Here is a 23612-nt window from a genome sequence, read left to right as displayed (position 1 = left end):
TCCACGAATGGAAACGGGGCGTTTTGCATTACCAGGCGTAAGCGCGCGGCGCGTCCCCGCCAGGGCCGGGGAATATCTCATCCAAACGTTTGAGAGCCGATTCATCCAAGGAAATTTCTACTGCGCGAAGAGAGCGCTCGAATTGATCCAGCGTGCGTACGCCGATAATCGGAGCCGTGACAGCCGGATTGGCAAGCAGCCATGCCAGTGAAACAAGATCCTCGGGCTCGCCAAGCTCATCGCAGAACGCCGCGTAGGCATCGAGCTGATCACGGTGCTGCTCCAGACGCTTCGTATCGCCGCTGCGGCGGCCTCCGTCCTTGCGACGGTGGTTTCCTGCAAGCAAACCGCCGTCAAGCGGGCTCCATGGAATGACGCCGAGTCCCAGCTCCTTCGAAGCCGGCAGCACTTCAAGCTCCGGCAAACGGCATAACAGGTTGTACTTATGCTGCTCGGACACAAGGCCAATCGAGCCGCGCGCCTTCGCTTCGCCTTGTGCGACTGCAATATCCCAGCCGGCAAAATTACTTGAGCCTATGTAGCCAACCTTGCCTTGCGACACCGCATTTTCAAAGGCTCCCCACAGTTCGCTCCAATTCACGCTTCGGTCAACGTGATGCATTTGATAAAGCTCTATATGATCCGTTTGAAGGCGCTTAAGCGAGCCTTCCAAATGTCTGCGAATCTTGTACGCGGACAAGCCTGCGTCGCGGTTAGGACCGTCATGGGTATCATGCATGTCGCCATATACTTTTGTAGCTAAAACCGTGCGTTCGCGGCGCCCGTCACCTTGCTGGAACCATTTTCCGATGATTTCTTCGGTACGGCCCGCATTCTCGCCCCATCCGTAAATATTAGCGGTATCGATAAAATTAATGCCTGCATCCAGTGCTGCATCTAAAATACGAAATGATTCCCTCTCGTCTGTGTCCACTCCGAAATTCATCGTACCCAGACATAATCGACTTACTCGAAGACCTGATCTTCCCAATTTCGTATACTGCACTCTAATCATCGCTCCTTCAAATTTGAAATAGGATGGATTGCTTATCCATTATACAAAAATTACACAAAGTAACCAAATTACGTTCACGTTCGCATAACAAACATCCGCTACACTACCCTCAGGAGGTGTATCCATGTTTCGTTCCGAAAGCAATCCACAGCCGAAGTTTCTAATTTTGTACGCGTCTTACGGCGATGGCCATCTGCAGGTTGCCCGTGCGATTAAGAGCTCCTTGGAGGAGCTTGGCAATCATCGTACGGTTATGGTCGATCTCATGGCGGAGTCGCATCCTTGGCTGAACGAGGTTACTAGGCGTTTTTATTTAAAAAGCTATACGCATATGCCTTCGCTCTACGGCTGGATGTATGATTTCACGAAACCGATGAAGCATGATTCTTGGTTTGGCGGCTTGCTGCACTCTTTTGGGAGAGAAAAAATTAGACGCATTCTCCAAACGGAGCAGCCGGATATTATCGTTCATACCTTTCCAGGCTTCGCGCTGCCCGAGCATAAACGGCGAAAGGGCTCCTTCCCTCCCTCCTTTACCGTGATTACGGACTTCGATTTGCATGGCCGCTGGGTTCATCCCGGCATCGACCGCTATTATGTCGCAACGGACGACTTGAAACGCGAGCTGATCCAGCTTGGCATTCCGAATCACGCCGTTCAAGTAACCGGCATCCCGCTTAAACGCGGTTTCCGTGCGGCTGCCGCTACTAACGAGCTCTACGAACGCTATAACCTTAACCCCAACCAGCCTATCATCCTCATCATGGCGGGCGCGCATGGCGTCATGCCTGACGTGGCGCAAATTTGCAGCGGTCTGCTAAATGACGCCAACGTTCAAATCGCACTCGTATGCGGACGCAATATCCTGATGAAGGAAAGCATCGAAAAACAATTCCAAGACCATCCCTGCTTTTCCCGTTTGCATGTATACGGTTTTATTGAACCGATCCACGAGCTTATGGCCATTTCGGATTGCCTCATTACCAAGCCTGGCGGCGTCACTCTCTCTGAAGGCATTACCGCGGGTCTGCCTTTATTCATCTACCGGCCGGTTCCCGGACAAGAAAAGCAAAACGCGCGATATCTCGCGTCCAAGGGAGCCGCTGTTATCGCCGATGAGGTGAACGAGCTGACGGATCAAATTTTGAAACTCGTTCATGATCCGTTACGTCTTACTACTAGCAAGCTCTCTACCAAGCAGCTTCAAACCTCGCAAACCGCGGCTGACAGCATAGTTTTGGATATTTTATCCATAATACGTATAATGGAGAAAGCATCGACTCTATAAAAGATAAGGAGCTTGTCCTTGCGCATAAACCAAAGCTACTCATTGGGAGCGGAGATGCGCCTTATCTCCGTTATTTTGTTCGTTGTAGAGTTTGTTAGAGGCGCCGTGCTTGTCAGCTTGTTACCCATATATGGCGCCAAAACATTAGGGCTCGCGCCCGATGTCATCGGGGCAGCCATTTCTGCCCATTACTTAGTCGATACGCTGCTCAAAATGGTAATCGGTTACCTGTTAGACCGTTTTTCCACCCGGATCGTGGTGCAAGCCGGCTTGATTATTTCCCTGATCGGCGTTTATTGCCTGCAATTTGCCGAGCTTCCTTGGATGTTTATCGGCGCTGCGGCTTTATATGGCATCGGGATGTCGCCGATTTGGATTGTTTGCCTCACGAAGGTGAGCAAGCGCCGACGCGCGGCCCAAATGGGTCTTCTGTACACCATCTGGATGGCGGGGCTTGGAAGCGGTCCGATCGTTTGTAATATTTTGCTCGATGTCAGCGTATCGTTTACGTACAACCTGCTTGTCAGCTTGTCCGTGGCCGCATGCCTGCTCACGCTCTTTATGGGCAAAGAAAGGGCGGATACGCCGATCCGGATGCCACTGGGCAAGCAGCTGGCTATTCTTAAGGGAAGGCTTCTCGCGATGCGCCTTCTGCTGCCGGGAATGATTTTGCAGACGGCCGGAGCAAGCATGCTGGTTCCGATTTTGCCAAGCTTCGCGGATCAAGAGCTTGGCCTGACAGGCACGCAATACTCGATTCTTCTTACGGTGGGAGGGATCTTTGCCGCTGCCGGCCTCATTCCGATGGGAAAGCTCTCTGACAAAATGAATGGCAAAAAATGGTTTCTCGTCGCAGGCTTCGGTGCGTTCGCCCTAGGTTTATGTTTGCTGGCTTCGGGCCTCGGGTTCTGGTATTGTTTACTTATATCGGCAGTGCTTGGTTTATCCTATTCCGCTATTTTGCCTGCATGGAATGCGCTGCTTGCTTCCTATGTGCCTCCTAAGCAGGAGGGGCTCGGCTGGGGTATTTTGTCCACCTTCGAAGGGGTCGGCGTCATGATCGGTCCGGCTGCCGGCGGCCTGATCGCCGCATGGAACGGGGAAATCGCCGTGTTTTGGACCAGCGCTGTCCTCTTTGGATTTATCGGATTGTTTTATTTATGTTTCCCATTCCGGGCATTTGCTGCAAGCAAAAAAGCGATAAACAAGTAGAACGGAGTTAAATTTATGGATGATTGGCGCAATTGGCTCGAATACATAAAGCATTTGGACCTGGATTCCATTCAGTGGACGCTGGAGAGCTACTCGCAGTGGGGTCCGTTTCCAGGCATTCTGCTTCCGATGGTTGAATCGTTTCTCCCTTTTCTTCCGTTAATTCTCATCATTGCAGCCAATGCCAACATATACGGCCTTGGCTTCGGGTTTCTTTTCTCATGGATTGGCGTAACGGCAGGCGCGATCACCGTATTTTGGATCAGCCGCAAGCTTGGGCGCAATGTAAAAGGACGCTTGGAGCGCCGTTTCCCGAAGTCGGAGCGTTTCTTCAACTGGGTTGAACGCAAAGGCTTTACGCCGCTGTTTCTGCTCGCTTGCTTCCCTTTTACGCCGTCTGTAATCATTACGGTCGTCTCCGGCTTAAGCAAGGTACCGTTCCATACGTTTTTGCTTGCAACGCTGCTCGGCAAAGCCGTTATGATTTTTTGCATCTCGTTGATCAGCTTCGATATCGGCAATCTCGTCGATGAGCCTTGGCGTATTTTCGTCTCGATTACCGCCGTGCTTGTGATGTGGTTCGGCGGCAAACGTCTAGAATCCCGGTATCAGGTGAATGGATGAGGTGAAGCCGCATGGCAGCAGGATTGATAACGAATAGCCTGACGGCCGCTATGCCGCCTCTGCTTCTATCTTGGTTTGATATTGGCGCGACTGCTATCGTGCTCATTATTGCCGGCGCTTTGCTCGCCGGCATGTTTATGTTTGTGCGGATCGCCTCAGACGATTCGGACAAATATAAAGACCTTAAGGAAATGGTGGAGACGATATTCGGAACGCCGGCGCACCTCCGCCCGTCATCCAATGACGCTTCCGTCAACCCTAAAGGAAAGTCCTCCGCTAAAGATATTGCGGCAGCAAATCCCGCCCCTTTTTCCGAGCCTTGCCCCGCCTGCAGCGAAACCGTCACGGAACGTGATTCGAGCTGCCCCTCCTGCGGGCTTCAGCTGCAATAAGCTCGCGTTAACCGAGACGCATCTCCGAACTCATACATTTCTCCCGTTTGTGGCACACTGTAGAGGATCTTCTTGTGAAGACAAGCGAACCGGCGGGAACCGTTTAGGCGGCAGCGCATGATTCGCGGCAACAGATACCGATACTACTCTCAGGAGGGTGATCACATGTCAGGCGAACAGCCATCCGATCAACAGAAAAAAGCAAGCAAGGCGCAATCGAAAGCAGACCGCAACTTAGCGAGCAAACAAGCAGCAAGCGAGCTGCAGTCAGATGCCGATCGCGCAGCGGTGCCCAAGCACGGACTATAAGCATAGGAAGGTTGGTTGACACCATATGAGCAATTCTAACCATCATGAGATGAATCCCATGTCAGGCGAACCTGTAGAGGTAAAAGGCACGTACCGCAACGAGTGGGGACGCGAGGAGCAGTTGGAACGCGGAGATGTCTTCCCGGCTGATGTTATGCTTGGATCGACGGAATGGCAGCTTGTTGAGCTCTTCTTTAACAATCATCATAAAGGACACACCGATCCGCGATTGGTGCCGCATGATGATGACAATAATCCAGAGGCTCATATGCAGCATCCCCGCCGCCATGAGGGAAGCAACAAAACGGATGACGATCAATAGGAGATAGGCATCATACTGCTGAAAGCGGCCGCTGGAGATAGGCTCAGACCATTCTCTCCGCCGCATTCAAACTCTATACTCTATATGAAAAACAGCAGGTTGGAGCGCCGTGAGCGATTTCCAACCTGCTGTTTTATTTGTGATGTGTTTGAATAGCCAAGCCACATCATGCAGAAACTACAGCCTATAACTGCTATAATATCTGATGATTTGCGGGAACCATTAGTCCTCCTTCGCGTCATCGGCGCTGCGTTTTGGTTTCTCTTCCCGCTGCTGCACTTGGTCAAGCAGCTTCTCTAGTCGCCGCAGGTGATACGCATACTCGAACAATCCCGAGGCGACGAAGATAAGACGTTTATGCTCATCCGGGTCCTCCATGACATAGGCCGTCAGCTCCTTCACGAATCGGGCTTCACGCTCTTCCTCGGGCTCGATCAGCGCATTTGCCTTCATCTTATCTTCTGCCTTTAGCAGGATATGCTCGTGATACTTCGATAAATCCTCGATTTGCCGGTCGAACCGGCGAGCCCACTCGCTCGCGCTCGGCGAAGCAAAATAATGCTCCTCCACCACTTCGAGAAGGTCGGCCCCTTTTTGCAGCGCCTTAATCATTTGCTTGGACACAAGCAGCTGCCGGGCATGGCTCGTCTTCGCCTTTGCAAGCACCTTGCGCTCCTCTTCGAAAACCGTATGCCGCTCCTCCAGCTTGCGCAGCGTTACATGCAGATTGTCCTTTTCTTGCCGGAACACCTGCTCCTTCATTTCATTGGAAACGGCTGTGCGCAGCAGCAGGGAAAGCTGCGTATACGCTTGATGCACCTGCTCCGTAAACTGCCGCCTTGGACGCGGCGGAAACACCAGCACATTAACCAAAAAGGACGAACCGATACCGGTCAAAACCATTAAAAATCGCATGATCGCCACATCCCAGCCCTGTCCGTTCGCTTCCATGATGGCAACGACCGTGACAAGGGTTAGGCTGATTGTGCTTTCCATTTTTAGACGGATGCCGATGAGAATGACAAGAATACAAACGAGACCTGCAGCAATCGGCGTATGTCCGAATAAACGAACCGCGGCAATCGCAATGACTGCGCCGAGCAGGTTCGTTTGTACCTGGTCCGCTACGTTCTGCCATGACCGGTATATGGATGGTTGTATCGTGAAAATCGCGGCTACCGCAGCAATCAACGGGGATGCAAAGCCAAACAAGCTGCTCAAGTAGATCGCTAACGCGACAGCCATCCCCGTTTTTAATACCCTTGCCCCTATGGTCATACCGGCTCAGCCTCCGTTACCATCAGCTCTGCTGCGGCGACCTCTCTGCCGTTCACCCATAATGTCACGCGGTGCAGTCCGCCATAGTGCTTGCGCGTCGTCAAATCCGCAAAGCGGTGAACGCGGACACTGGACGCGGATGCTCCTCCGGCATATTCGCGGTCCGAAAGCAGAAAACGCTTCAGCGACGTTTTGCCACCGGATTTCACGAATGCAATGCCGTACTCGATACGAAGCTTGGCCGGCTCGCCCTCACGCAGCTGCACTCGGTAATGTAAGCTCACCTCGCCGCCAATTGCTACCGTCCCTGGAGCCACCTCTAACGCCGCGGCAGCCACGAGCGGACGCTCAGCCTCCTCTGCGGTCTCATGATTCGCATACCCGAACAACGCCATGATCTCCGGAACGGATTGTTTAATCAACGTGCGGCAGCCATGCCTCACAATCCAATCCGTTCTGGCATCCTCGCCGCTCCACGCCTTCGCAAGAGCAGCGACAAGCTCCGGATGATCCTTCGCGATATCATTCAAATTGTTCGCAACGCTCTTGCGCACATAGAGAGATTCATCCCGCTTCAGCTTCTCCAGAATCGGCACGACCGGCGACGGATCCCGCTTGAACTGCGGCAGCGCCTGCGCCCAAGGGAGCCGCGGCCGGATCCCTTCGCTCGCAAGACGCCTTACATGCTCATTCGGATGATCTGCCCAAACGAGCATCTGCCGAACCATTCGGTCCGGATCGCTCAAAATAAACGATCTAATGGCGAACTCAGCCGTTGAGCGCTCGGTAAACCGTTCCAGCGCAGCCAATGAAAGCTCCCAATGCTGCGGCTCCATTCCAAATACTTCTACAAAGTCCGGGAAAAATATGTAGGGAAGCCCCTTGCATTTTTCATCTATGAGATAGAGTACGGCAAGCGCTTCGCCATAATCCTGAGGCAAAGCGGCGCCCAGCGCCTCTGTAATTTTGCGGGCACGGGCCTTTAGCTCGAGCTGCTCCCAGCCCCCGTCTCTTACATGCGAAGCGAATCGTTCTTCGTCAAACGGTCTCCACGCCGTCTTCACCAAAGCTGCAAATTGTTCTAGAAATAAGCCGTCATACATGGCTTTTAGCGGTTCTGCCAACGTAAATCCCCTCCTCCAGCTATTATACCGAAAAACCCGGGCTCTTTACTCTTTCTCTACCCTTAATCGCCAAGCGTAAACGCCGACCCAGTCCTCCATGCGGCAAAAGCTTATTTTAAAATGAAATATAAACATCGTATAAGGTCTAATTTTATACTTTCTGATATGTAAAAAAAAGCTCTGAAACACTCCCGCAGGCGTGCTTCAGAGCTTTTTCTATTCATTCCGCCGATTAAGCGTAACGCGCGATGATGTCGGATAACTGATGAGCGATGGCGTTCGGCCCTGCTGCCAGCTGCTCGTTCGTAAAGCGGGTACGGACAAATGACTCATCCATATCCATTGCTTCCGCAAAAAAGCTTGATAACCCGCGAGCGCGTCGGTCAACCTGAAGCACCAGCTCAAGTTCGCGATCCGATGGGTAAAACATCACTTCCAGCTCGTCTAGCTGTCCGCGGAACTGCGTTGTCGGAACAAATTCCAGCTCCTGCACAAACGGCATTTTGCCCCCTAAACGGGACGAATACTCGCATTCCGCTTTGCGCAAGCGGAAGCCCAGCAAATCGAGGGCCTCAAGCACCGTATTCATTGGAGCCGTCGGAACGACATCAATGCGGTCGTTATCACCAGGATCCACGCCGCCGCGAACGTCCAACTCCGTCTTCACCCATACTGGCGCGCGCCCGATGGTGAGCGGAGTCTGATGAGGCAGCTGGAACGAGAACGGCACCTCGCGTCTCTCGTTTGCCTGCAGCGTGAACGGGGCACTCACATGAAAACGGCCAACCTCGCCATGCTGCGTTATTTTGCTGTCATTGCTCTCGCGTATATATTCTGTCATAACCGATAGCTGGATGGTTTCAATTCGCTGCTCCACATTGCCGCCCTGAATCTTCACGATTCCTCTAACCTCTTCGCCCGGCGAATAACGAGGCTTCTCCAGCAGGGTATCAATTTTTGCGGAACCAATGCCGATACTTGCCAAAAAACGATTGAACATCGAAACGACCTCCACTCAATTAGTGTTGTTTCCAAACTCTAAAGCATATTACGATACCTTCTAAAATAGGTTTCACTTCTCATCTGCTGCTTCCGCAGCAGAAGTCTCGGCTTGCTGCTTGTACGGCAATTGAATGATAAAGGTCGTTCCCACTCCCGTTTTGCTTTCGGCCGTGATTTTGCCTTGGTGGTTGTCAATAATCTTGTAGGTGACCATTAAGCCTAAACCCGTTCCTTTATCCTTGGTTGTATAGAAGGGCTGACCGATTTTGGCCAGCTGCTCGTCGGGGATACCCGACCCTTGGTCCTTAATCCGGATCAATACGCCGCGTTCTTCGTCTAGGGACATATTAATCGTGACGACCCCGCCGTTTTGCATTGCTTCAATGGCATTTTTGAGTACGTTTATGAACACTTGCTTTAATTGGTTCTCGACGCCTACTACCCATAACGGACGGTAATCCGAATGAAACTCGATAATGACGTCATGCAGGATCGCCTGCGTTTCCAGCAGGTTTACCGTATCCGCCATGATCTGGCGGGAGTCCTTACGGACGAACTCATATACTTGCGGTTTGGATAGCATCAGCAATTCGCTGACGATGGATTCAATGCGGACAAGCTCGGACTTCATAATCTCGTAGAAGTTATTGCTGTTCCCCCGCCCGGACGTAATGAGCTGCAAGAAGCCTTTCAGCGAGGTGAGCGGGTTTCGGATTTCATGCGCGATGCCGGCCGCCAATTGACCTGCTACGGACAGCTTCTCTGAATTAATCAGCAGCTCCTCATTCTTCTTGCGTTCGGAGATATCGCGAATAATGACTTGCTCGATCTGTTTCCCGGAGAAGGTGGAGCTTGCCCTAACCATCTCCGTGTGAAGGAGCGTACCCTGCATGGACTGCCATTGCAGCTCAATCAGCTTAACCGGTACGTCTTCGCCTGCTTGTCCCGCCGCGAGCCAAGCCGCCATCTCGCTGTGGTACTGACCATCGAGCAGGTTGTAGATGCTGCTGCCGATCATTTCGGTCTCTGACTCCACCTCGAACATACACAGCCCTGCACGGTTCATAAATTCCCATTTGCCGTCGCTGATTAGAGCGATCGTGTCCATGGAGTTCTCGACCAGGAGCTTATACCGCTCGTCGATTTGGCTGTATTTATTGGCGGCCAGCCAGGTGGTAAGACTGAAGCTGAGAATAATTAACGTAGACAGTCCCAGCAAAAACGCAAGGAGCAGCAAATACTCGTTTAATAGATCGGTCGATAAAATATCCTTGTATTCGATTTTTAGCGCATGCATGCCGATCTGATGGATCGCCATGTTGGACAAGCCGAGCGACAGGCAGCTTTTGAATTTATACCAAGGCGACTTGGAATCCAGCCAGTAAAAGGCCAGGTATGCGCCCGCAAAGCCCACCCCAAAGGATAGCCAATAGAGCAGCCAATTCATTTTCAGGATAATAACGGATTCGGACAGCATCGATATGTATTGAAGCATCGTAGCGCCAAGAGCCATTAATAGGGCACTGAACAGGTATCGTCCGCGCGAGACCTCCTGGTTTTTCAATACGACCAAGGACGCATAGACGATAAGCGCGCATACGACCAAAACGAGCAGCATGCTCCAGTCCATGACCATTCTATAATCGGACGCCAGCAAAGATACGACATGCATCGTCCATAGGCCAAGCCCGAATACGGAGGCCCCCCCGATAATCCAATTGAACCCGTATGATCGTTCTTTCGGCTGCAGCTGTTCAATCATATTCAGCATCGTGTAGGAGGCAAAGCACATAATGACGATCGATAAAATGATATAATAAGGGTTGCCGGTAATGATCGGATCAGCCATAGGACTCCTTGTGAACCCATAATTTTAATTACCAATAGTAAATTTCGACAATTATCTTAAAAACCCTCTGTTTTCTCGCGGTATTATGCAAGTTTTTGTAAGAAAAGCAAAGATAGTTTCTCTTCTATCCTTCATCAGCTATTATGATAGGATGGCTGTCTTCGAAACGGGGAATACTAGATACATCGGCATTTGCCAGCATGCTAGATTTGCTTTATCCTGAAAGCCATGGTTTGCTTCATTAACATTTGTAGGAGGAAAAGCAATGAAGATCGTAAAGGAATTTAAAGAATTTGCAATGAAAGGCAATGTCATCGACCTAGCGGTCGGGGTTATTATCGGGGGGGCATTCGGCAAAATCGTCACTTCGCTCGTCAACGATATTATTATGCCGCCGATTGGCAGAATTTTGGGCGGCGTTGATTTTAAAGATTTAAGGATTCCTCTGTATTCAGAAACAGAAATAGCAAGTCTAAAAGATCCTGCTACCGCACCTTACATCGCCTACGGCCAATTCATTAACGTCATGCTGGACTTTTTAATCGTAGCCTTTTGTATTTTTCTGCTTGTCAAAGTAATCAACGTCCTTCGCCGCAACGAGAAAAAAGAAACGGCGCCTGTCGAAGTAACCGAGAAGGATTGTCCCTACTGCTTGTCCAAGATTCCTGTAAAAGCTACCCGCTGCAAGCACTGCACCTCCCAGCTGGAGGCTTCTGCCCATGGCTGAGGAGCTGTTCGACATTTATGACGAGCAGCTTCGGCCGCTGGGAACGGCAACGCGCGCAGAGACGCATGCCCGCGGCTATTGGCATCGCACCTTCCATTGCTGGCTGACGCGGCGCGAGGGAAACCGCAGGTTCGTGCGGTTTCAGCTTCGCCAAGCCAGCAAGGATACGAACCCCGGCTGCTATGATATTACGGCCGCCGGCCATTTGGCCGCAGGGGAAACCATCCGCGAGGCTATACGCGAGCTGGAAGAAGAGCTTGGCGTAGCTGCCACGTTCGAGCAGCTCATTCCGCTGGGGCAAATTCGCGAGGATGCGAGCGGCGAGGTGAACGGAAAACCGTTTATCGACCGGGAGGTCAGCGACGTTTTTGGCCTCGTGTGCGATGTGCCTTTGTCGGAATTGAAGCTGCAGCCTGAAGAAGTGGCCGGCGTTTACGAGGCTGATCTGGATGAGCTGATTGCCATGTTTGAAGGCTCTTTATCCGAGGCCGCTGCGCTTGGCGTTGAGCTAAGCGATTCGGCTGCGCCGCTGACGGCCGTGCGGCGCTTTGTTCAGGCGAAGCAATTCGTGCCCCGTGACTTTTCTTATTATGCGAGCGTGCTTCGGGCGTTGCGCGGTTGTACCTGACCCGTGCTTCGCCTTCGGCGGCTTGCCCGCGCACTCCCCATGCCCGCTCCCAATTGGTATACCACTGGTCAATTAAGCCATGAATATTATAGAACTCCGTATGGCGCGGGGCGAGATCAAAGTCATTCAGTTCCGGCTGATTGAAAAGGCGAGCCCCCATTTCATGAAAGCAGCCGTGTAGATCGGTCTCAATAAAGCTTCCCAGTTGGTCCGCCGATGTGAATGACTGCGGATTGAACTGTACTCTCTGTTCTGCCCCGGCATTGTAACAGGGCGTTCTCCGAATGCCGTCGGGCACCTGCGGCCAGGCCGCAATCCATCTTCGGTCGTAGCCCATGGAATCATACCATCGGTATACCCGGTTGATATAATCGCGGTGAAAGCGCAAGAAACGCTCTCCATAGCCAGGCGGCGGCACCGTCCCCGGCACAAGATGATAGGTGTGATGCCAATCGCGGTGCTCATCTAACAAAGCTTGCGGAAAATATGGAATTTGCGGCATCTTGACTCCCTCCTTGCTCGTTCGTTCCTCTTAGTTCTCACTCCGTTATCGTATGCGTCCATTGCGGTCCCCGTGATTTTCCGTCCTTTTTAAACGGCAAAAAAAAGGACTGCCTTTAGAGGGCAGCCTTTTTCCGAAAAAATTAGAACCAGAAGTTGCGGCGGCATTCGTCTTGCGCACGTCTGACGCAAATATCGAACGTAACCGTTACATCATGGTTTCTGCCAAACGAACAACAAATTCTTACGCAATCTTTGTCACGGCTGCGGAAGAAGCAGACGACACGGCATTTGCAGTCGAGCAAGCTTTGTACGGCTCTTGCATCACGGCAGCGAATCGCTCTCACAAGCTTCGCTGCTGTTTGCTCGTCTTTCAATTGCTTGAAAATATCGCTTAATTCTTTTCCTGCATCCTGCATGGCTTCGACTGCCGGATCAACCCTGCGGCCGCAGCCGCAGCTTTTATGATCCTCTTTACATTTACAATTAGAAGATATACGGGCACGACTATTCGATTTACGAGCCGTTTTAACATTGCTAGCTTTTAATTTAAGATTTGCAGACATTACTATTCCCCCTCCCACTCGAACATACTCTATTCTATGCAAATCAAAGAGAATGGTATGGACGAGTGGCACCCCCCCAAACGTTGAAATCCCGACTTTCGATTGTCGTATGTCTCTCTCGTCTGCTGCATACCTATATGACATACCATTCGAATGGAGGTCTTTGGCTTGGCGGAAAATATGATGAACATGGGCAATATCGGCAATATGGGCAATGTGCCAAACGTTGGCGGCTCAGGCAGCATGCCGAATATGGAGCATATGCAAAACGTTGGCGGCATGGGCAGCATGCCGGATATGGGACATAAGCAAAAGGTTGGCGGTATGGGCAGCATGCCGGATACGGGACATAAGCAAAAGGTTGGCGGCATGGGCAGCATGCCGAATATGGGGCAGATGCAAAGCGTCGGCGGCATGGGCAGCATGCCGAATATGGGGCAGATGCAAAGCGTCGGCGGCATGGGCAGCATGCCGAATATGGAGCATATGCCAAACGTCGGCGGTATGGGCAGCATGCCGAATATGGGGCATATGCAAAACGTTGGCGGTATGGGCAGCATGCCGAATATGGGGCATATGCAAAACGTTGGCGGCATGGGCAGCATGCCGAATATGGGACATATGGGCAGTATGGGAGGTATGCCGAATCCGAGTCACGTAGCGGGAATGGGAAAAGCCGATCCTGTCGTTTATCAAGCGGAGCCGCAGCACACGGCGATGGTGATGGAGGTGCGGGACCGCGTAATGGGCATGTGCCGCGGCCACATGCATAAGCAGGTTTGCGTCCAAACGGTTGATGGCCATATCTACGAGGGGACGATCGTGCATATCGATCATTGTATCTTGTATTTGCAATGTACGATGCGCGATCCGCGCGCCTTTATGAATCCTTATGCCGCTGTTCTTCCGCTCGTCCTTTATGAGCTGCTCGTCATTACGCTGCTCAATACCTAAGCCAAGCGGCAGGTTGGTTTATTCGACAATAGGTTGTCCTCTTTGACATTGACGGTCTATGACGGCGAAAGCTGTCATACATATGCATAAAATGAGTCGTCAATGAAATGAGGTGAGCAAGCCCATGATTGAACGGATGAACAAGCTTCAGGTGGAGCTCCCGCCATCCCCCTATGCGGATGCGAATGCCGCGGCAGCGGTGCAAGAGCTGCTCGGCGGTAAATTTGGCGAGATGTCTACTTTAAACAATTACATGTACCAATCCTTTAATTTTCGCGAGAAAAAGAAGCTTAAGCCTTTTTACGATCTTGTATCCAGCATAACCGCCGAGGAGTTTGGCCACGTTGAGCTCGTTTCCACTGCAATAAATATGGTGCTGACCGGCACCACCAGTCCCGGCGATCCGAATTCGGCGCCGCTGAAGGAGGGCGTAAATAAGCGCAACAGCTACTTTTTTATTCAAACCGCCCAAACCTCGCTGGCCGGTGATTCCATGGGCCGCGCATGGACGGGGGATAATGTGTTTAGCAGCGGCAATCTAGTGCTCGATCTGCTGCATAACTTTTTCTTGGAATGCGGCGCGCGAACGCATAAGATGCGTGTCTATGAGATGACTGATCATCCCACTGCCCGCGCCATGATTGGCTATTTGCTTGTCCGCGGCGGAGTCCACATACTGGCTTACGCCAAAGCGCTCGAAATCGCGACCGGCGTTGACGTGAAGAAGCTGATCCCTATACCCGACCTCAGCAACAACAGCTTTGAGACGGCACGCAAATATGAAGCGATGGGGCTCGGCAACAAGCTGTATACGTTCAGCCAAAATGATTATAAGGATATCGTCCTTATTTGGAATGGCCAAAATCCGCTCACCGGTGCTCCGCTCGAGGTCATTCAAGGCGCCCCGCAGGGTGCGCCCATGCCCGATTTAAGCGAACTGCCGGAGGAGTTCGCACCCGGCATCTCGCAGGAGGATTTCATGCAAATTGCACGGCGGCTGCAGAAAAATGCCGGCCTTTAGATGAATTCCAACTATGGAGACCTCCTAACTCGCGCAAAGCGGCTTGGAGGTCTTCCTGCTCCTATTCTCTCGTAATTCATATGCTATACTGGATAAAAAACGAGAGAATGAAGGTGACCAAGCTGCAATTTCTGGCTATGCTAACGATGCTTATTGATCATATCGGTCTCATATGGTTTCCTGAAAATATCGCATGGAGGGTCATTGGCCGGCTGGCACTGCCGTTTTACGCTTTTACGATGGTCCTTGGTTATTTCCGAACGAGTAATATTCATCGTTATTTGAAGAGGACAGCCGTGATCGCTATTCTGTCCCAGCTGCCCTACCAATTTGCTTTCCAGCGGCTGGAGGTCAATACGGTTGGCTCATTATTCGCCTGCCTGCTGCTTCTTTATCTGCTCGATAAATGGAACGGCAAGCCTATCCCGCAAGCGCTGTTAGCAGCCGGTTTTGCCGGGGCGCTCGAGGTTCTTCCTTTTAGCTACGGCGCGTATGTCGTGGTGCTCGTGCTTATTTATCGCTATGCTCAAACGCAGTGGTTTACCTTGTTTCACTTTTCGTTGAATGCGGTAAGTTTTTTTATAAAGGGCTGGTTCATTCAAGCCTTTAGCTTATTTGCCACTATCTTAATCGTATATATGCCTGATTTTATGCGCAGCGCCGACAAAATAAAGGTCCCGCGCCTCGTATGGCGCAGCTTTTACCCGCTGCATCTTGCCATCATTGCGGTCGTCTACTATGTGACAAGCAATCAGAGCTTTAAAGATATGATTCGCGCTTTATGAGGGATCAGCGGAATCCCCCAGTGAATCCAAAAGCCGCTGCAGCTCTAGCGCGCAGCTCTTCGCGGACGCCCAGCCCGGCTCGCCGCGCTGAAGCAGCCTACTGACGAACTGCTTCACGGCAAGCGGAAGCTCCAGCTCCTCTTGCCAGCTGCGTTCCGCCTGTCCTTCATCATATTCAAAGCCTGCGTACATCATGAATAGAAAAAAATGCCCTAAGCCGTACAGATCGCTAGCCGGGTCAGGTCTGCGCATGCGCTGCTTGGCGCCAGACCAGCTCCCATCTGACGCATGAGCCTTTAAATCATCGAATGACTTCGGCTCTTTAAGCCCCATGCGCAGCGTCTCGGGAAGCTGCTCGCCAATGCGGCAGGAAAGCCCAAAATCAATCAGATACAGGCGTCTTCCATCGTCTAATACGTTGGGGATGCGAACGTCCCGGTGCACGTATCCGGCTTGATGGAGATGCTCCAGCGGCCGCAGCAGCTCCTTCAGGATGCTTAATGACTCCTGCACGGAATAAAGGCGTCCCTGCTCTATTTTCTGCTCCAAATTTTCGCCGGCAATGAGCTCCATAAGAAGCGCTTCGTCTTTCCCTTGCTTCTCATAACGGATCCATTTCGGGATCTGCGGATGATCCAGCTGCTTCAAAATGCAGCTTTCCCGCTCTAACAGCTGTCTTCCGATATCCTTTTTGCTTGGAAGATTGCGTTTGAGCAGCATCGTATTGCCCGATATAATATCTGTGCATGCATACGTCTGCCCATAGCTGCCCATGCCGATAAAACGTTCGATGCGGTAACGTTTCATCCATACCAAGCCGACACGGAGCGGAAAATCCCGCCAATGCTTAATGATTTCTTTAGATTTGCCTACAATAAATGACCGCATGACGCTTCTCCTCCAGCAGCTGCATGCCCTCCTTAGGTGAAATAATCCTGTGGACGGTTCAGCGAATAAGAAACTTTAACCACAAAAATTCGTACGATTACTTATATGAACGCGTACGCTGCCACAAGCTGTTTGTTTCACAAAATTAAGCATACGCATTTTCAGACAATTTTCGACAAAACGATTAAAGGGGGCATTAGTATGCTAAAGCATTTACTCAAACGTTTAATCTATTCACTCATGGGACGCAAGCATCGCAGCCGTCGTCATTATAGCAGCAGTGACTATAACCACGGGCATTATCGCCCGCACAGCCGACCGCATCGCGGGCATGGCTACTACAAAAAGAACTACAGCAGCTATTCCAGCTAACAAGTGCAGTAAATGTCGAATATGTTAGAAAAGTGTAAATAAAATAAACAAAATCCTGACGACAGTTTCATAAGAGGCTAAAAGGTTTACGTTAGAATAGGGGAAATCGATCGGAGGTGTTATAGGAAATGATGAAAATCGTTACCTTCAAAAGTCGTTCCGTCCCTGTGTACTATCCTAACGAACAATCGGCATCCATAGAACTGCTTCATCATAAATTGTACGAATTGGAATTGGACTTTGATTTCCGCAAAAAATGGAGAAGAATCAAATCCGTAGAAATGGTACGCGACGTGGCTATTTTCCAGTATAACGACGGAACGAAGCTTTATCTTGAAGTATGTTAGCACATATTAGAAAAAAGACCTGAAGGCACATTCCGCGTGCCCCGTCAGGTCTTTTAAATTTTACGCACCTATTTCCCCAGCCTTATCGACAGAGCCGCCGTTTCTTAGCGCTGGAACACCGCGAATTCCCCGTGGTGAAACATCGACGGATCCAGCTTATCATGCTCCGTCGGCTTGCCAAACAGAAAGCCTTGTACGCAGTCGCAGCCCCACTCGCGCAAGAGCTCATACTGCTCCCCGAACTCGACGCCTTCGGCAATGATCTCCAGCCCCAGCTTATGCGCCAGCTTAATAATGCCTTCCACGATGATCCGCTCCGCGCTTTGAATGTCAATTTTCTTAATAAACGACCTATCGATTTTCAAGCATTGAATCGGTAGTTGCTTCAAATTTATAAGCGAAGAGAAGCCTGTCCCAAAGTCATCCAACACGATCCTGACTCCTGTCGCCCGAAGCCAGCTAAGGGCAGTCAATGCCGATGTCGAATCATAAATGCCGCGGCTTTCCGTGATCTCCAGCTCCAATAAAGAGGCATCCAGCTCAAAATCCTTGATCGCATTGAGGACCGTCTGGGAAAAGGAAGAATCCTGCAATTGCAGCGCTGAAACATTAATCGACATGGTTAAGCGATTAGCTCCGTTTTTGTTTATGCTTGCGAGCTTCTTGCATGCTTCACGGAGCACCCATTCCCCGATCGGAACGATAAGGCCATTGTGCTCGGCAATAGGAATGAATTCCAATGGCGCGATCTCGCCAAGCTCGGGATGCTCCCATCGAATCAGCGCTTCGAATCCTCTTAGCCTGCCGTCTGCCGCCTGGAATACAGGCTGATAGCAAAGTCGAAATTGCCGCAAATATAAAGCGGGCCTAAGCCCCGCCTCGATGCCGATTCGCCTATTCAATTGGACGGTATCCTCCGTATTGTAGAACCGCGCGCGATTGCCGCCTAATTCCTTGGATTGATAAAGGGCCGATTCCGCCCGACAAATGAGCTGTTCACTTGTCCGTCCATCCTGCGGGAACAACGTTGCTCCGATGCTTGAGGTTAAATACAGTTCCGTACCATCGACCTCAATCGGCCGTTCAACCGCATTTTTAATCGCTTCCACAGCCTGAATGCCTTGGCTCTCGTCATGCTCGAGCGGTATCGCCACCATGAAGCGGTTGCCTCCGACGCGGCTTACGCTCGTTGCAACCATTCTTGCTTCTGCCAGCCGCTGCCCGATCATGTAAAGTAATTGATTGCCGAACTCCGTCCCCTTTGTTTCGTTTACACGATAAAACCGATCCAGATCAACCAACGCCACTACCATCCGCTTACCTGCCGCACGTACGACATTTACCGCCACTTCAAGCTGCGCAAAAGCCTCCTTGCGACAAGGCAACCCGGTTACCGCATCCATTTTGTCCGACCACCGTCCTAATCCATGATTTAAACCTATTGTGGCATACAATTATTAGAAAAATTAGTTGCATATATTTAGGATAATGTTAGATATTTTAATACCCCTGCAGGAAAACCTTACATTCCTGCACATGATAATTTTGTTAAAAAAAAAGAACCACTCCGCATCGGCAGAGTGGTTCTCAGCAATATTTATCATGTGCAATTAGGTTTGGCTCATGCTGGTGTGCTGAGCCGTGTACTTGTAGCCAAATCCCCAAACCGTGCGAATGAGCCTCGGCTCCTTCGGATTCTGTTCAATCTTTTTACGAAGATTGACAATATGTACGTCGATGGCACGGTCAGTCACAAAGGAATCAAAGCCGCGGATCGTATTTATAAGTTCTTCCCTGCTGAATACTTTTCCCGGATAAGCAAGAAACAGCTTCATAAGCTCATACTCCGAGAAAGTAGTTTCGACCAATTGGCCGCGAACAAGCAGTAAGCGTCTTTCAAAATCTAGTTGAATCGGATTGCCTTCTTCGACCGTTTCTACCGCTGCAGCAACCTGCTGCGTCGCCTCTGTCTGCATCGAGTTCGATCGGCGGATCAGCGCTTCTACCCGGGCTGTCATCTCATGCATGCTAAACGGCTTACACATGTAGTCGTCAGCACCAGCCTTTAACGCCTGAACCCTTTCCGATACTTCACTCTTCATCGACAAAATCATAATCGGTACGTTAGAGCGCTTTCGGATGAGTGTACAAACTTCCATGCCGTCTAAGTCGGGTAGGATCAAATCGAGCAGCACCAGATCAGGATTGAATTCGCTTGCGAGTCTCAACCCATCGTCTGCTCTGTAGGCCTGCATGACGGAATAGCCTTCTTCGGATAAATACATAGACAGCATATCACTCATCATGACGTCATCTTCAATAACTAGAACTTTATACATTGTCGTCACCCTTTTTGAGGATAGAAGATTTCTGTCGAATATTTATGGTATCTCTACTATACAATACCGACAATAAAGGGACAACAATTTGTTAGAAATTTGTTAGGAGTTATTGTCGAAAACATCCTTCGCCTGTCGAAGGCCGTCCACCAGCTGCTTTAACAAGGCTTCTAAATGAATAATCGCAGCATGCAAGCTCTCCGTATCCAGCTGCGGCAGCTTCACGATGCGCTCTACCTCGCAAGCAGCCTCTAACAATTCATAAGCCGATAAATAGCCGGCCGCTCCCTTCAGCGTATGAGCCATTCTTTTGACAACGGTTAACTCCGATTGCTTGACCATCATGCGGAGCTGATCCGCAAAGGTTTCATAATCAAGCACAAACTGCTCCATCATATGAAGCAAAATCGGCAGCTTGCCATTGACCCTAGCGAGCGCGCTCTCGATATCCATGCCTGGAATGGCAGGCAATAAGCCCTCGGCCTTGGCCTCCGGCGCCCGGGGATGCTCAGCAGCCTCAGTCTGCAGCTCCCGCGCGGCCGCCACAGGCTTCGAAAGAAGCTTGCAGCCCTCCTTGAGCCAATAAGATATAACCGTATGCAAGCGTTCGGAGGAGATCGGCTTCGTGACCACGTCATTCATCCCGAGCTTCAAATAGCGCTCGTGATCGTTGCGAAGCACATTGGCGGTTACGGCAATGATTGGAATATCATCGTATTTGGCATGGCTGCGGATAAGACGAACCGCTTCCGAGCCATCCATAACAGGCATATGAATATCCATTAGAATAAGATCCCATCGCTCGTCAACGAGCTTTTGCAGCACCTCTTCGCCGTTCTCCGCCAGCCCTACCTCGTAGCCCTGCTCCTTCAAGATCTCAATGGCGACAAGCTGGTTGATTTTGTTGTCTTCTGCCAGCAGTATCCTGGTATTCACTGTATTTTGCTGCACCGGCAGCAGCGGAGCCGTTCGCTCCTGCTCATCCGCGCCTGAGCCCTTATGCGTCAGAACGCTTTCTATCGCCCGCAGCATAGCCGTTCTCATAATCGGCTTGATCAACAGCGTGACCGGCCTTTGTTCTGCGGGCAGCTGCAGCATTTCATCGCGGCCGTAAGAGGTTGTCATCGCAATCGTTTTGACGCCGGCCGACTCCGCATCGCGGTGGAACTCGAGCCAGGTTTCCGCACCGTACATATCCGGCATTTCCATGTCGAGAACAATCAGCTTCGGCAATGCCCCGGCTCCAATGCGGCGAAGGCGGTCTCTTGCTATTTTCCAAGAATGAAAGGGAATGGGGGTCAAGCCGTAGGAATCAATAATATTGCACCAATGCCCGCGCATTTCGTCATCGTCCTCGACAATCCACACGGGCTGCTCCCGGAATTCCTGACCGGCCTGCCAGCGCGTCTCCGCATATTTATGAATAACGGTGAACGGCAGCGTAAAGTAAAACTGGCTTCCCACATACGCTTCGCTCGCTACTTCAAGCTTGCCGCCCATCAGCTCTACCAGCGATTGGGAGATGACTAGGCCAAGCCCCGTACCGCCGAACTTTCTCGTAGTGGATCCATCCGCCTGCGTAAAGGGCTTAAACAGCTTATCTACCTGTTCAGGCTTCATGCCGATACCCGTATCCGCGATCGTGAAGCGCAGGCTGATCCCGTCATCCGATTCCCCCGCCAGCTCAAGCTGCAGCCTTACTCTTCCACGGTTCGTAAACTTGATCGCATTCATGCAAATATTCAGCAGGACCTGCTCCAGACGCATCGCATCGCCAATAATGGTCTGCGGCAATGATTCCGGCGTATCCACCATGAATTCGAATTGCTCCTTGCCGCCCATAAATACGCTTAATTGATCGGTTATGCGGTGCAGCAGCTCTTCCGGCTGAAAAGGCAGCCGTTCGATATCGACCTTGCCCGCCTCGATTTTGGAAAAATCCAATATATCATTTATTAGCCGCAGCAGCGTCTCGGAGGACGTATGCATCTTGTCCATGTAATCTTTCTGCGATGCGGAAAGCCCTGTTTTGCGCATCAGCTGCGTTAAACCGATTATGCCGTTGAGCGGAGTCCGGATCTCATGGCTCATCAGCGCCAGGAACCGGCTCTTCGCCTGATTCGCCTCCTCCGCTTCCTGCTTAGCGCGAACGAGCTCCTCCTGCACCATTTTTTGCTCAGATATATCGCGGGCGATGCAGGAGAAAAACAATTCGCCCGTATCTTCATCATTATGAGCTACGACAACCATGGACACATGCAGCGGCTCGCCGTTTGTCTTCAGCAGCTCGGCGCCGCTTTCCCAATACCCAAACTCCCTGGCTAAGGCTGCACCCTTCACGAGCTCCGCATACATGGCCGGCTCCGAATGCTGCTCCACCGAATGCTCGTTGCCCGAGGCGTTCAGCAAGCCCAGCATCTCTCTGCCGGCGCGGTTCATATAAACGAGCTTGCCCTTCGAGCTCACCGATGCGATTAAATCCTTCGCTGACTCCACAATGTCAAGCAGTCGATTCCGCGCCTTCTCCACATGCTTGCGATCTGAAATATCCAGCACCATGCCGACGACGCCCGAGAAACGGCCATTTCGGTCACGCAAGCCGTTGGAGCTGTGCAGCGCCGGTATGCGGGTGCCGTCTTTATGGATAAAGGTCCATTCCCGTTCATACGAGAAGCTCTCGCCGCGCAGCTCCTTGAATACCTCAAGTCCTGGCTGAACCTCTCTTCCGAGCTTTAGCGTCAGCTTCTCGGCTTCCAAACGGATCTCATCCAAATCTATGAACAAGAGCGGAGTTGCCACGCCAGCAAGCTCCTCCGTCTTATAACCCAGCATTTCTTCCGCTGTTTTATTGAGATAAGTCACCTTGTATTGGTCGTCGAGCACGATAAAAGCATATTGGTTTTGATTGATGATCGCCTCAAGCCGGTCGAACATTTCCTGCAAATGCTCCATCATTCCGTTTACCGAATGTCCGAGCTGCCCAATCTCGTCATGCGGCTCAACCTCGAGATGCTCCGCTTCAAAGAGACCTGCCGCTGCCTGCTCCGTAACCAAAAGAATCCGCTCAAGACGTTTAACGATGCGCTCGAAATAGAGAAAGAAAAAGATTACGATAATCGCCTCGGAAATTGCAATCGTACTAAAAATACGCCAAAAGACCGGCTTAATCATATCTTGAAACTTCGACGTCGGCTCCTGCAGCGCAATGCGCCAAGGCGTATCGCTAACCTTTGTATAAAAAACCGAGGAAGGGATCTCCCCTATTTTTAGGTTCGCTACTCCCGCGTTTGAATTCAGCATTTTACTCGCAATGGGACGCAAAGGAGATTGCTTCTCGACTAAGCTTGCCGCTTTCATTTCCCCGCAATCGGAGCAATAAATCATCCCGCCGACATCATTAAACAAGCGCAGGACCGCGTTCTCGCCCGCAAACTCAATAAACGGACGCAGCGTCGAGAATACGATGGAGGCATAAACAATTCCCTTCAGCTCATTCGTTGCGCCATATACGGGTACTAGAATAAACGATTGCTTCGAACTAGAGTACGAAGGTATGAAGGGGTCCGTAATCACAACTTCTCCCGCAGACGCCTCTTCGAAAAAAGCTTCCCCGCTCATGTCCCTTTGCGGGCCGTCCGTTCGCAGCGTAATGCCTGTCTCGCTATCCATATAGCCGATGGCATGATAAGTGAAACCTCCGCGTACGAGCTCCCGCCCAAAATAATGCAGACGCTCCTCGTCCGTTCCGAACCGCACAACCTCTGTACGGCTCATCACCACAACCTCCGCCTTCCGGATCGCCAGCCACGAAGCCAGATCGTTAGCGCGGTTGTCCAGCATGCTGCTCGTCTTCTCAATCTCCGATTGGAGCATCGCTTCCTTAACTACGGAATAATTGCCCACACCGGCAAGTAACAGCGGGATCAAAGAAATGAGCACAATTAGAATCAAGCCTTTTGTCCGCAACGACATTTTTTTCAAGCCGTTTTCCCCTTCCGCTGTGCGTTTCCGCAGCTGTCGAACTTTGACACTATTATACCTCTTTTATCTATTGTTGGAACAAAAAAAA

Annotated in this window: 23 protein-coding genes; 13 read left to right on the top strand and 10 right to left on the bottom strand. The window is 51.1% G+C overall.

Going from position 1 to position 23612, the window contains the following annotated elements; genetic code table 11:
* Positions 1-28: 28 nt before the first annotated feature.
* Positions 29-1006 carry an aldo/keto reductase gene (locus MRBLPE1_RS24595; protein ID WP_364150452.1) on the bottom strand — a complete coding sequence of 326 codons (978 nt, stop codon included), beginning with the start codon at positions 1004-1006 and terminating at the stop codon, positions 29-31.
* A 133-nt stretch (positions 1007-1139) separates the two neighbouring features.
* Here MRBLPE1_RS24595 and MRBLPE1_RS24590 point away from each other — a divergent pair, with 133 nt between their 5' ends.
* From MRBLPE1_RS24590 to MRBLPE1_RS24565, 6 genes are all read left to right on the top strand, one after another.
* On the top strand, positions 1140-2303 hold the full coding sequence (locus tag MRBLPE1_RS24590) for a diglucosyl diacylglycerol synthase (protein ID WP_364150449.1): 1164 nt from the start codon (positions 1140-1142) through the stop codon (positions 2301-2303).
* 18 nt (positions 2304-2321) lie between these two features.
* On the top strand, positions 2322-3515 hold the full coding sequence (locus tag MRBLPE1_RS24585) for an MFS transporter (protein ID WP_364150447.1): 1194 nt from the start codon (positions 2322-2324) through the stop codon (positions 3513-3515).
* Positions 3516-3530: 15 nt separating this feature from the next.
* Complete coding sequence (locus tag MRBLPE1_RS24580) at positions 3531-4139, top strand: TVP38/TMEM64 family protein (protein WP_364150445.1); 609 nt, start codon at positions 3531-3533, stop codon at positions 4137-4139.
* 11 nt (positions 4140-4150) lie between these two features.
* The gene (locus tag MRBLPE1_RS24575; RefSeq protein WP_364150442.1) at positions 4151-4531 is read left to right on the top strand and encodes a hypothetical protein; all 381 of its coding nucleotides are present in this window, start codon (positions 4151-4153) and stop codon (positions 4529-4531) included.
* Between the two features lie 165 nt (positions 4532-4696).
* Complete coding sequence (locus tag MRBLPE1_RS24570) at positions 4697-4840, top strand: hypothetical protein (RefSeq protein ID WP_364150439.1); 144 nt, start codon at positions 4697-4699, stop codon at positions 4838-4840.
* 25 nt (positions 4841-4865) lie between these two features.
* Positions 4866-5162 carry a transposase gene (locus MRBLPE1_RS24565; protein WP_364150436.1) on the top strand — a complete coding sequence of 99 codons (297 nt, stop codon included), beginning with the start codon at positions 4866-4868 and terminating at the stop codon, positions 5160-5162.
* Positions 5163-5384: 222 nt separating this feature from the next.
* On the opposite strand, the gene MRBLPE1_RS24560 is transcribed toward MRBLPE1_RS24565, so the two are convergent.
* The 4 genes from MRBLPE1_RS24560 to MRBLPE1_RS24545 form a co-directional block, all read right to left on the bottom strand.
* Positions 5385-6440 (bottom strand): FUSC family protein, encoded by a 1056-nt coding sequence (locus MRBLPE1_RS24560; protein WP_364150434.1) that lies wholly within the window; start codon positions 6438-6440, stop codon positions 5385-5387.
* Complete coding sequence (locus MRBLPE1_RS24555) at positions 6437-7564, bottom strand: DNA alkylation repair protein (RefSeq protein ID WP_364150431.1); 1128 nt, start codon at positions 7562-7564, stop codon at positions 6437-6439. Before MRBLPE1_RS24555 ends, MRBLPE1_RS24560 begins: the two co-directional genes overlap by 4 nt.
* A gap of 232 nt (positions 7565-7796) precedes the next feature.
* Positions 7797-8564: a sporulation protein gene (locus MRBLPE1_RS24550; RefSeq protein ID WP_364150428.1), complete on the bottom strand. Its 768-nt coding sequence runs from the start codon at positions 8562-8564 to the stop codon at positions 7797-7799.
* Between the two features lie 72 nt (positions 8565-8636).
* Positions 8637-10415, bottom strand: a complete 1779-nt coding sequence (locus tag MRBLPE1_RS24545) for an ATP-binding protein (protein ID WP_364150425.1) — start codon at positions 10413-10415, stop codon at positions 8637-8639.
* Positions 10416-10680: 265 nt separating this feature from the next.
* Here MRBLPE1_RS24545 and mscL point away from each other — a divergent pair, with 265 nt between their 5' ends.
* The gene (gene mscL, locus MRBLPE1_RS24540) at positions 10681-11142 is read left to right on the top strand and encodes a large-conductance mechanosensitive channel protein MscL (protein WP_364150421.1); all 462 of its coding nucleotides are present in this window, start codon (positions 10681-10683) and stop codon (positions 11140-11142) included.
* Entirely contained in the window at positions 11135-11770 is a 636-nt protein-coding gene (locus MRBLPE1_RS24535; protein WP_364150418.1) for an NUDIX hydrolase, read from the top strand. Before mscL ends, MRBLPE1_RS24535 begins: the two co-directional genes overlap by 8 nt.
* 644 nt (positions 11771-12414) lie before the next feature.
* On the opposite strand, the gene MRBLPE1_RS24530 is transcribed toward MRBLPE1_RS24535, so the two are convergent.
* Complete coding sequence (locus MRBLPE1_RS24530; RefSeq protein WP_364150415.1) at positions 12415-12837, bottom strand: hypothetical protein; 423 nt, start codon at positions 12835-12837, stop codon at positions 12415-12417.
* A gap of 168 nt (positions 12838-13005) precedes the next feature.
* On the opposite strand from MRBLPE1_RS24530, the gene MRBLPE1_RS24525 reads away from it, so the two are divergent.
* From MRBLPE1_RS24525 to MRBLPE1_RS24515, 3 genes are all read left to right on the top strand, one after another.
* Complete coding sequence (locus MRBLPE1_RS24525; RefSeq protein ID WP_364150412.1) at positions 13006-13791, top strand: hypothetical protein; 786 nt, start codon at positions 13006-13008, stop codon at positions 13789-13791.
* Positions 13792-13915: 124 nt separating this feature from the next.
* A complete protein-coding gene (locus tag MRBLPE1_RS24520) occupies positions 13916-14812 on the top strand; it encodes a manganese catalase family protein (RefSeq protein WP_364150409.1) in 897 nt (298 codons plus the stop codon).
* 113 nt (positions 14813-14925) lie between these two features.
* Positions 14926-15597, top strand: coding sequence for a TraX family protein (locus MRBLPE1_RS24515; RefSeq protein ID WP_364150406.1), 672 nt, complete (start codon positions 14926-14928; stop codon positions 15595-15597).
* Here MRBLPE1_RS24515 and MRBLPE1_RS24510 read toward each other — a convergent pair.
* A complete protein-coding gene (locus tag MRBLPE1_RS24510) occupies positions 15592-16485 on the bottom strand; it encodes a serine/threonine protein kinase (protein WP_364150403.1) in 894 nt (297 codons plus the stop codon). The genes MRBLPE1_RS24515 and MRBLPE1_RS24510 overlap by 6 nt on opposite strands.
* Positions 16486-16686: 201 nt before the next feature.
* Between MRBLPE1_RS24510 and MRBLPE1_RS24505 the strand changes: the two genes are divergently transcribed.
* On the top strand, positions 16687-16857 hold the full coding sequence (locus MRBLPE1_RS24505) for a hypothetical protein (protein ID WP_364150400.1): 171 nt from the start codon (positions 16687-16689) through the stop codon (positions 16855-16857).
* Between the two features lie 128 nt (positions 16858-16985).
* Positions 16986-17204, top strand: coding sequence for a hypothetical protein (locus MRBLPE1_RS24500; protein ID WP_364150397.1), 219 nt, complete (start codon positions 16986-16988; stop codon positions 17202-17204).
* A 104-nt stretch (positions 17205-17308) separates the two neighbouring features.
* Here MRBLPE1_RS24500 and MRBLPE1_RS24495 read toward each other — a convergent pair whose 3' ends face one another.
* The 3 genes from MRBLPE1_RS24495 to MRBLPE1_RS24485 form a co-directional block, all read right to left on the bottom strand.
* Positions 17309-18607 carry a putative bifunctional diguanylate cyclase/phosphodiesterase gene (locus MRBLPE1_RS24495; protein WP_364150395.1) on the bottom strand — a complete coding sequence of 433 codons (1299 nt, stop codon included), beginning with the start codon at positions 18605-18607 and terminating at the stop codon, positions 17309-17311.
* A gap of 207 nt (positions 18608-18814) precedes the next feature.
* On the bottom strand, positions 18815-19543 hold the full coding sequence (locus MRBLPE1_RS24490) for a response regulator transcription factor (protein WP_364150393.1): 729 nt from the start codon (positions 19541-19543) through the stop codon (positions 18815-18817).
* Positions 19544-19645: 102 nt separating this feature from the next.
* Positions 19646-23515 (bottom strand): response regulator, encoded by a 3870-nt coding sequence (locus tag MRBLPE1_RS24485; RefSeq protein WP_364151487.1) that lies wholly within the window; start codon positions 23513-23515, stop codon positions 19646-19648.
* Between the last annotated feature and the right edge of the window lie 97 nt (positions 23516-23612).

It is taken from the genome of Paenibacillus sp. LPE1-1-1.1, from assembly GCF_040676435.1.
Taxonomy (GTDB): Bacteria; Bacillota; Bacilli; order Paenibacillales; family Paenibacillaceae; genus Pristimantibacillus.
Note: the sequence above shows the minus strand (reverse complement) of the source record. Positions and strands in the feature narration are given on the sequence as shown.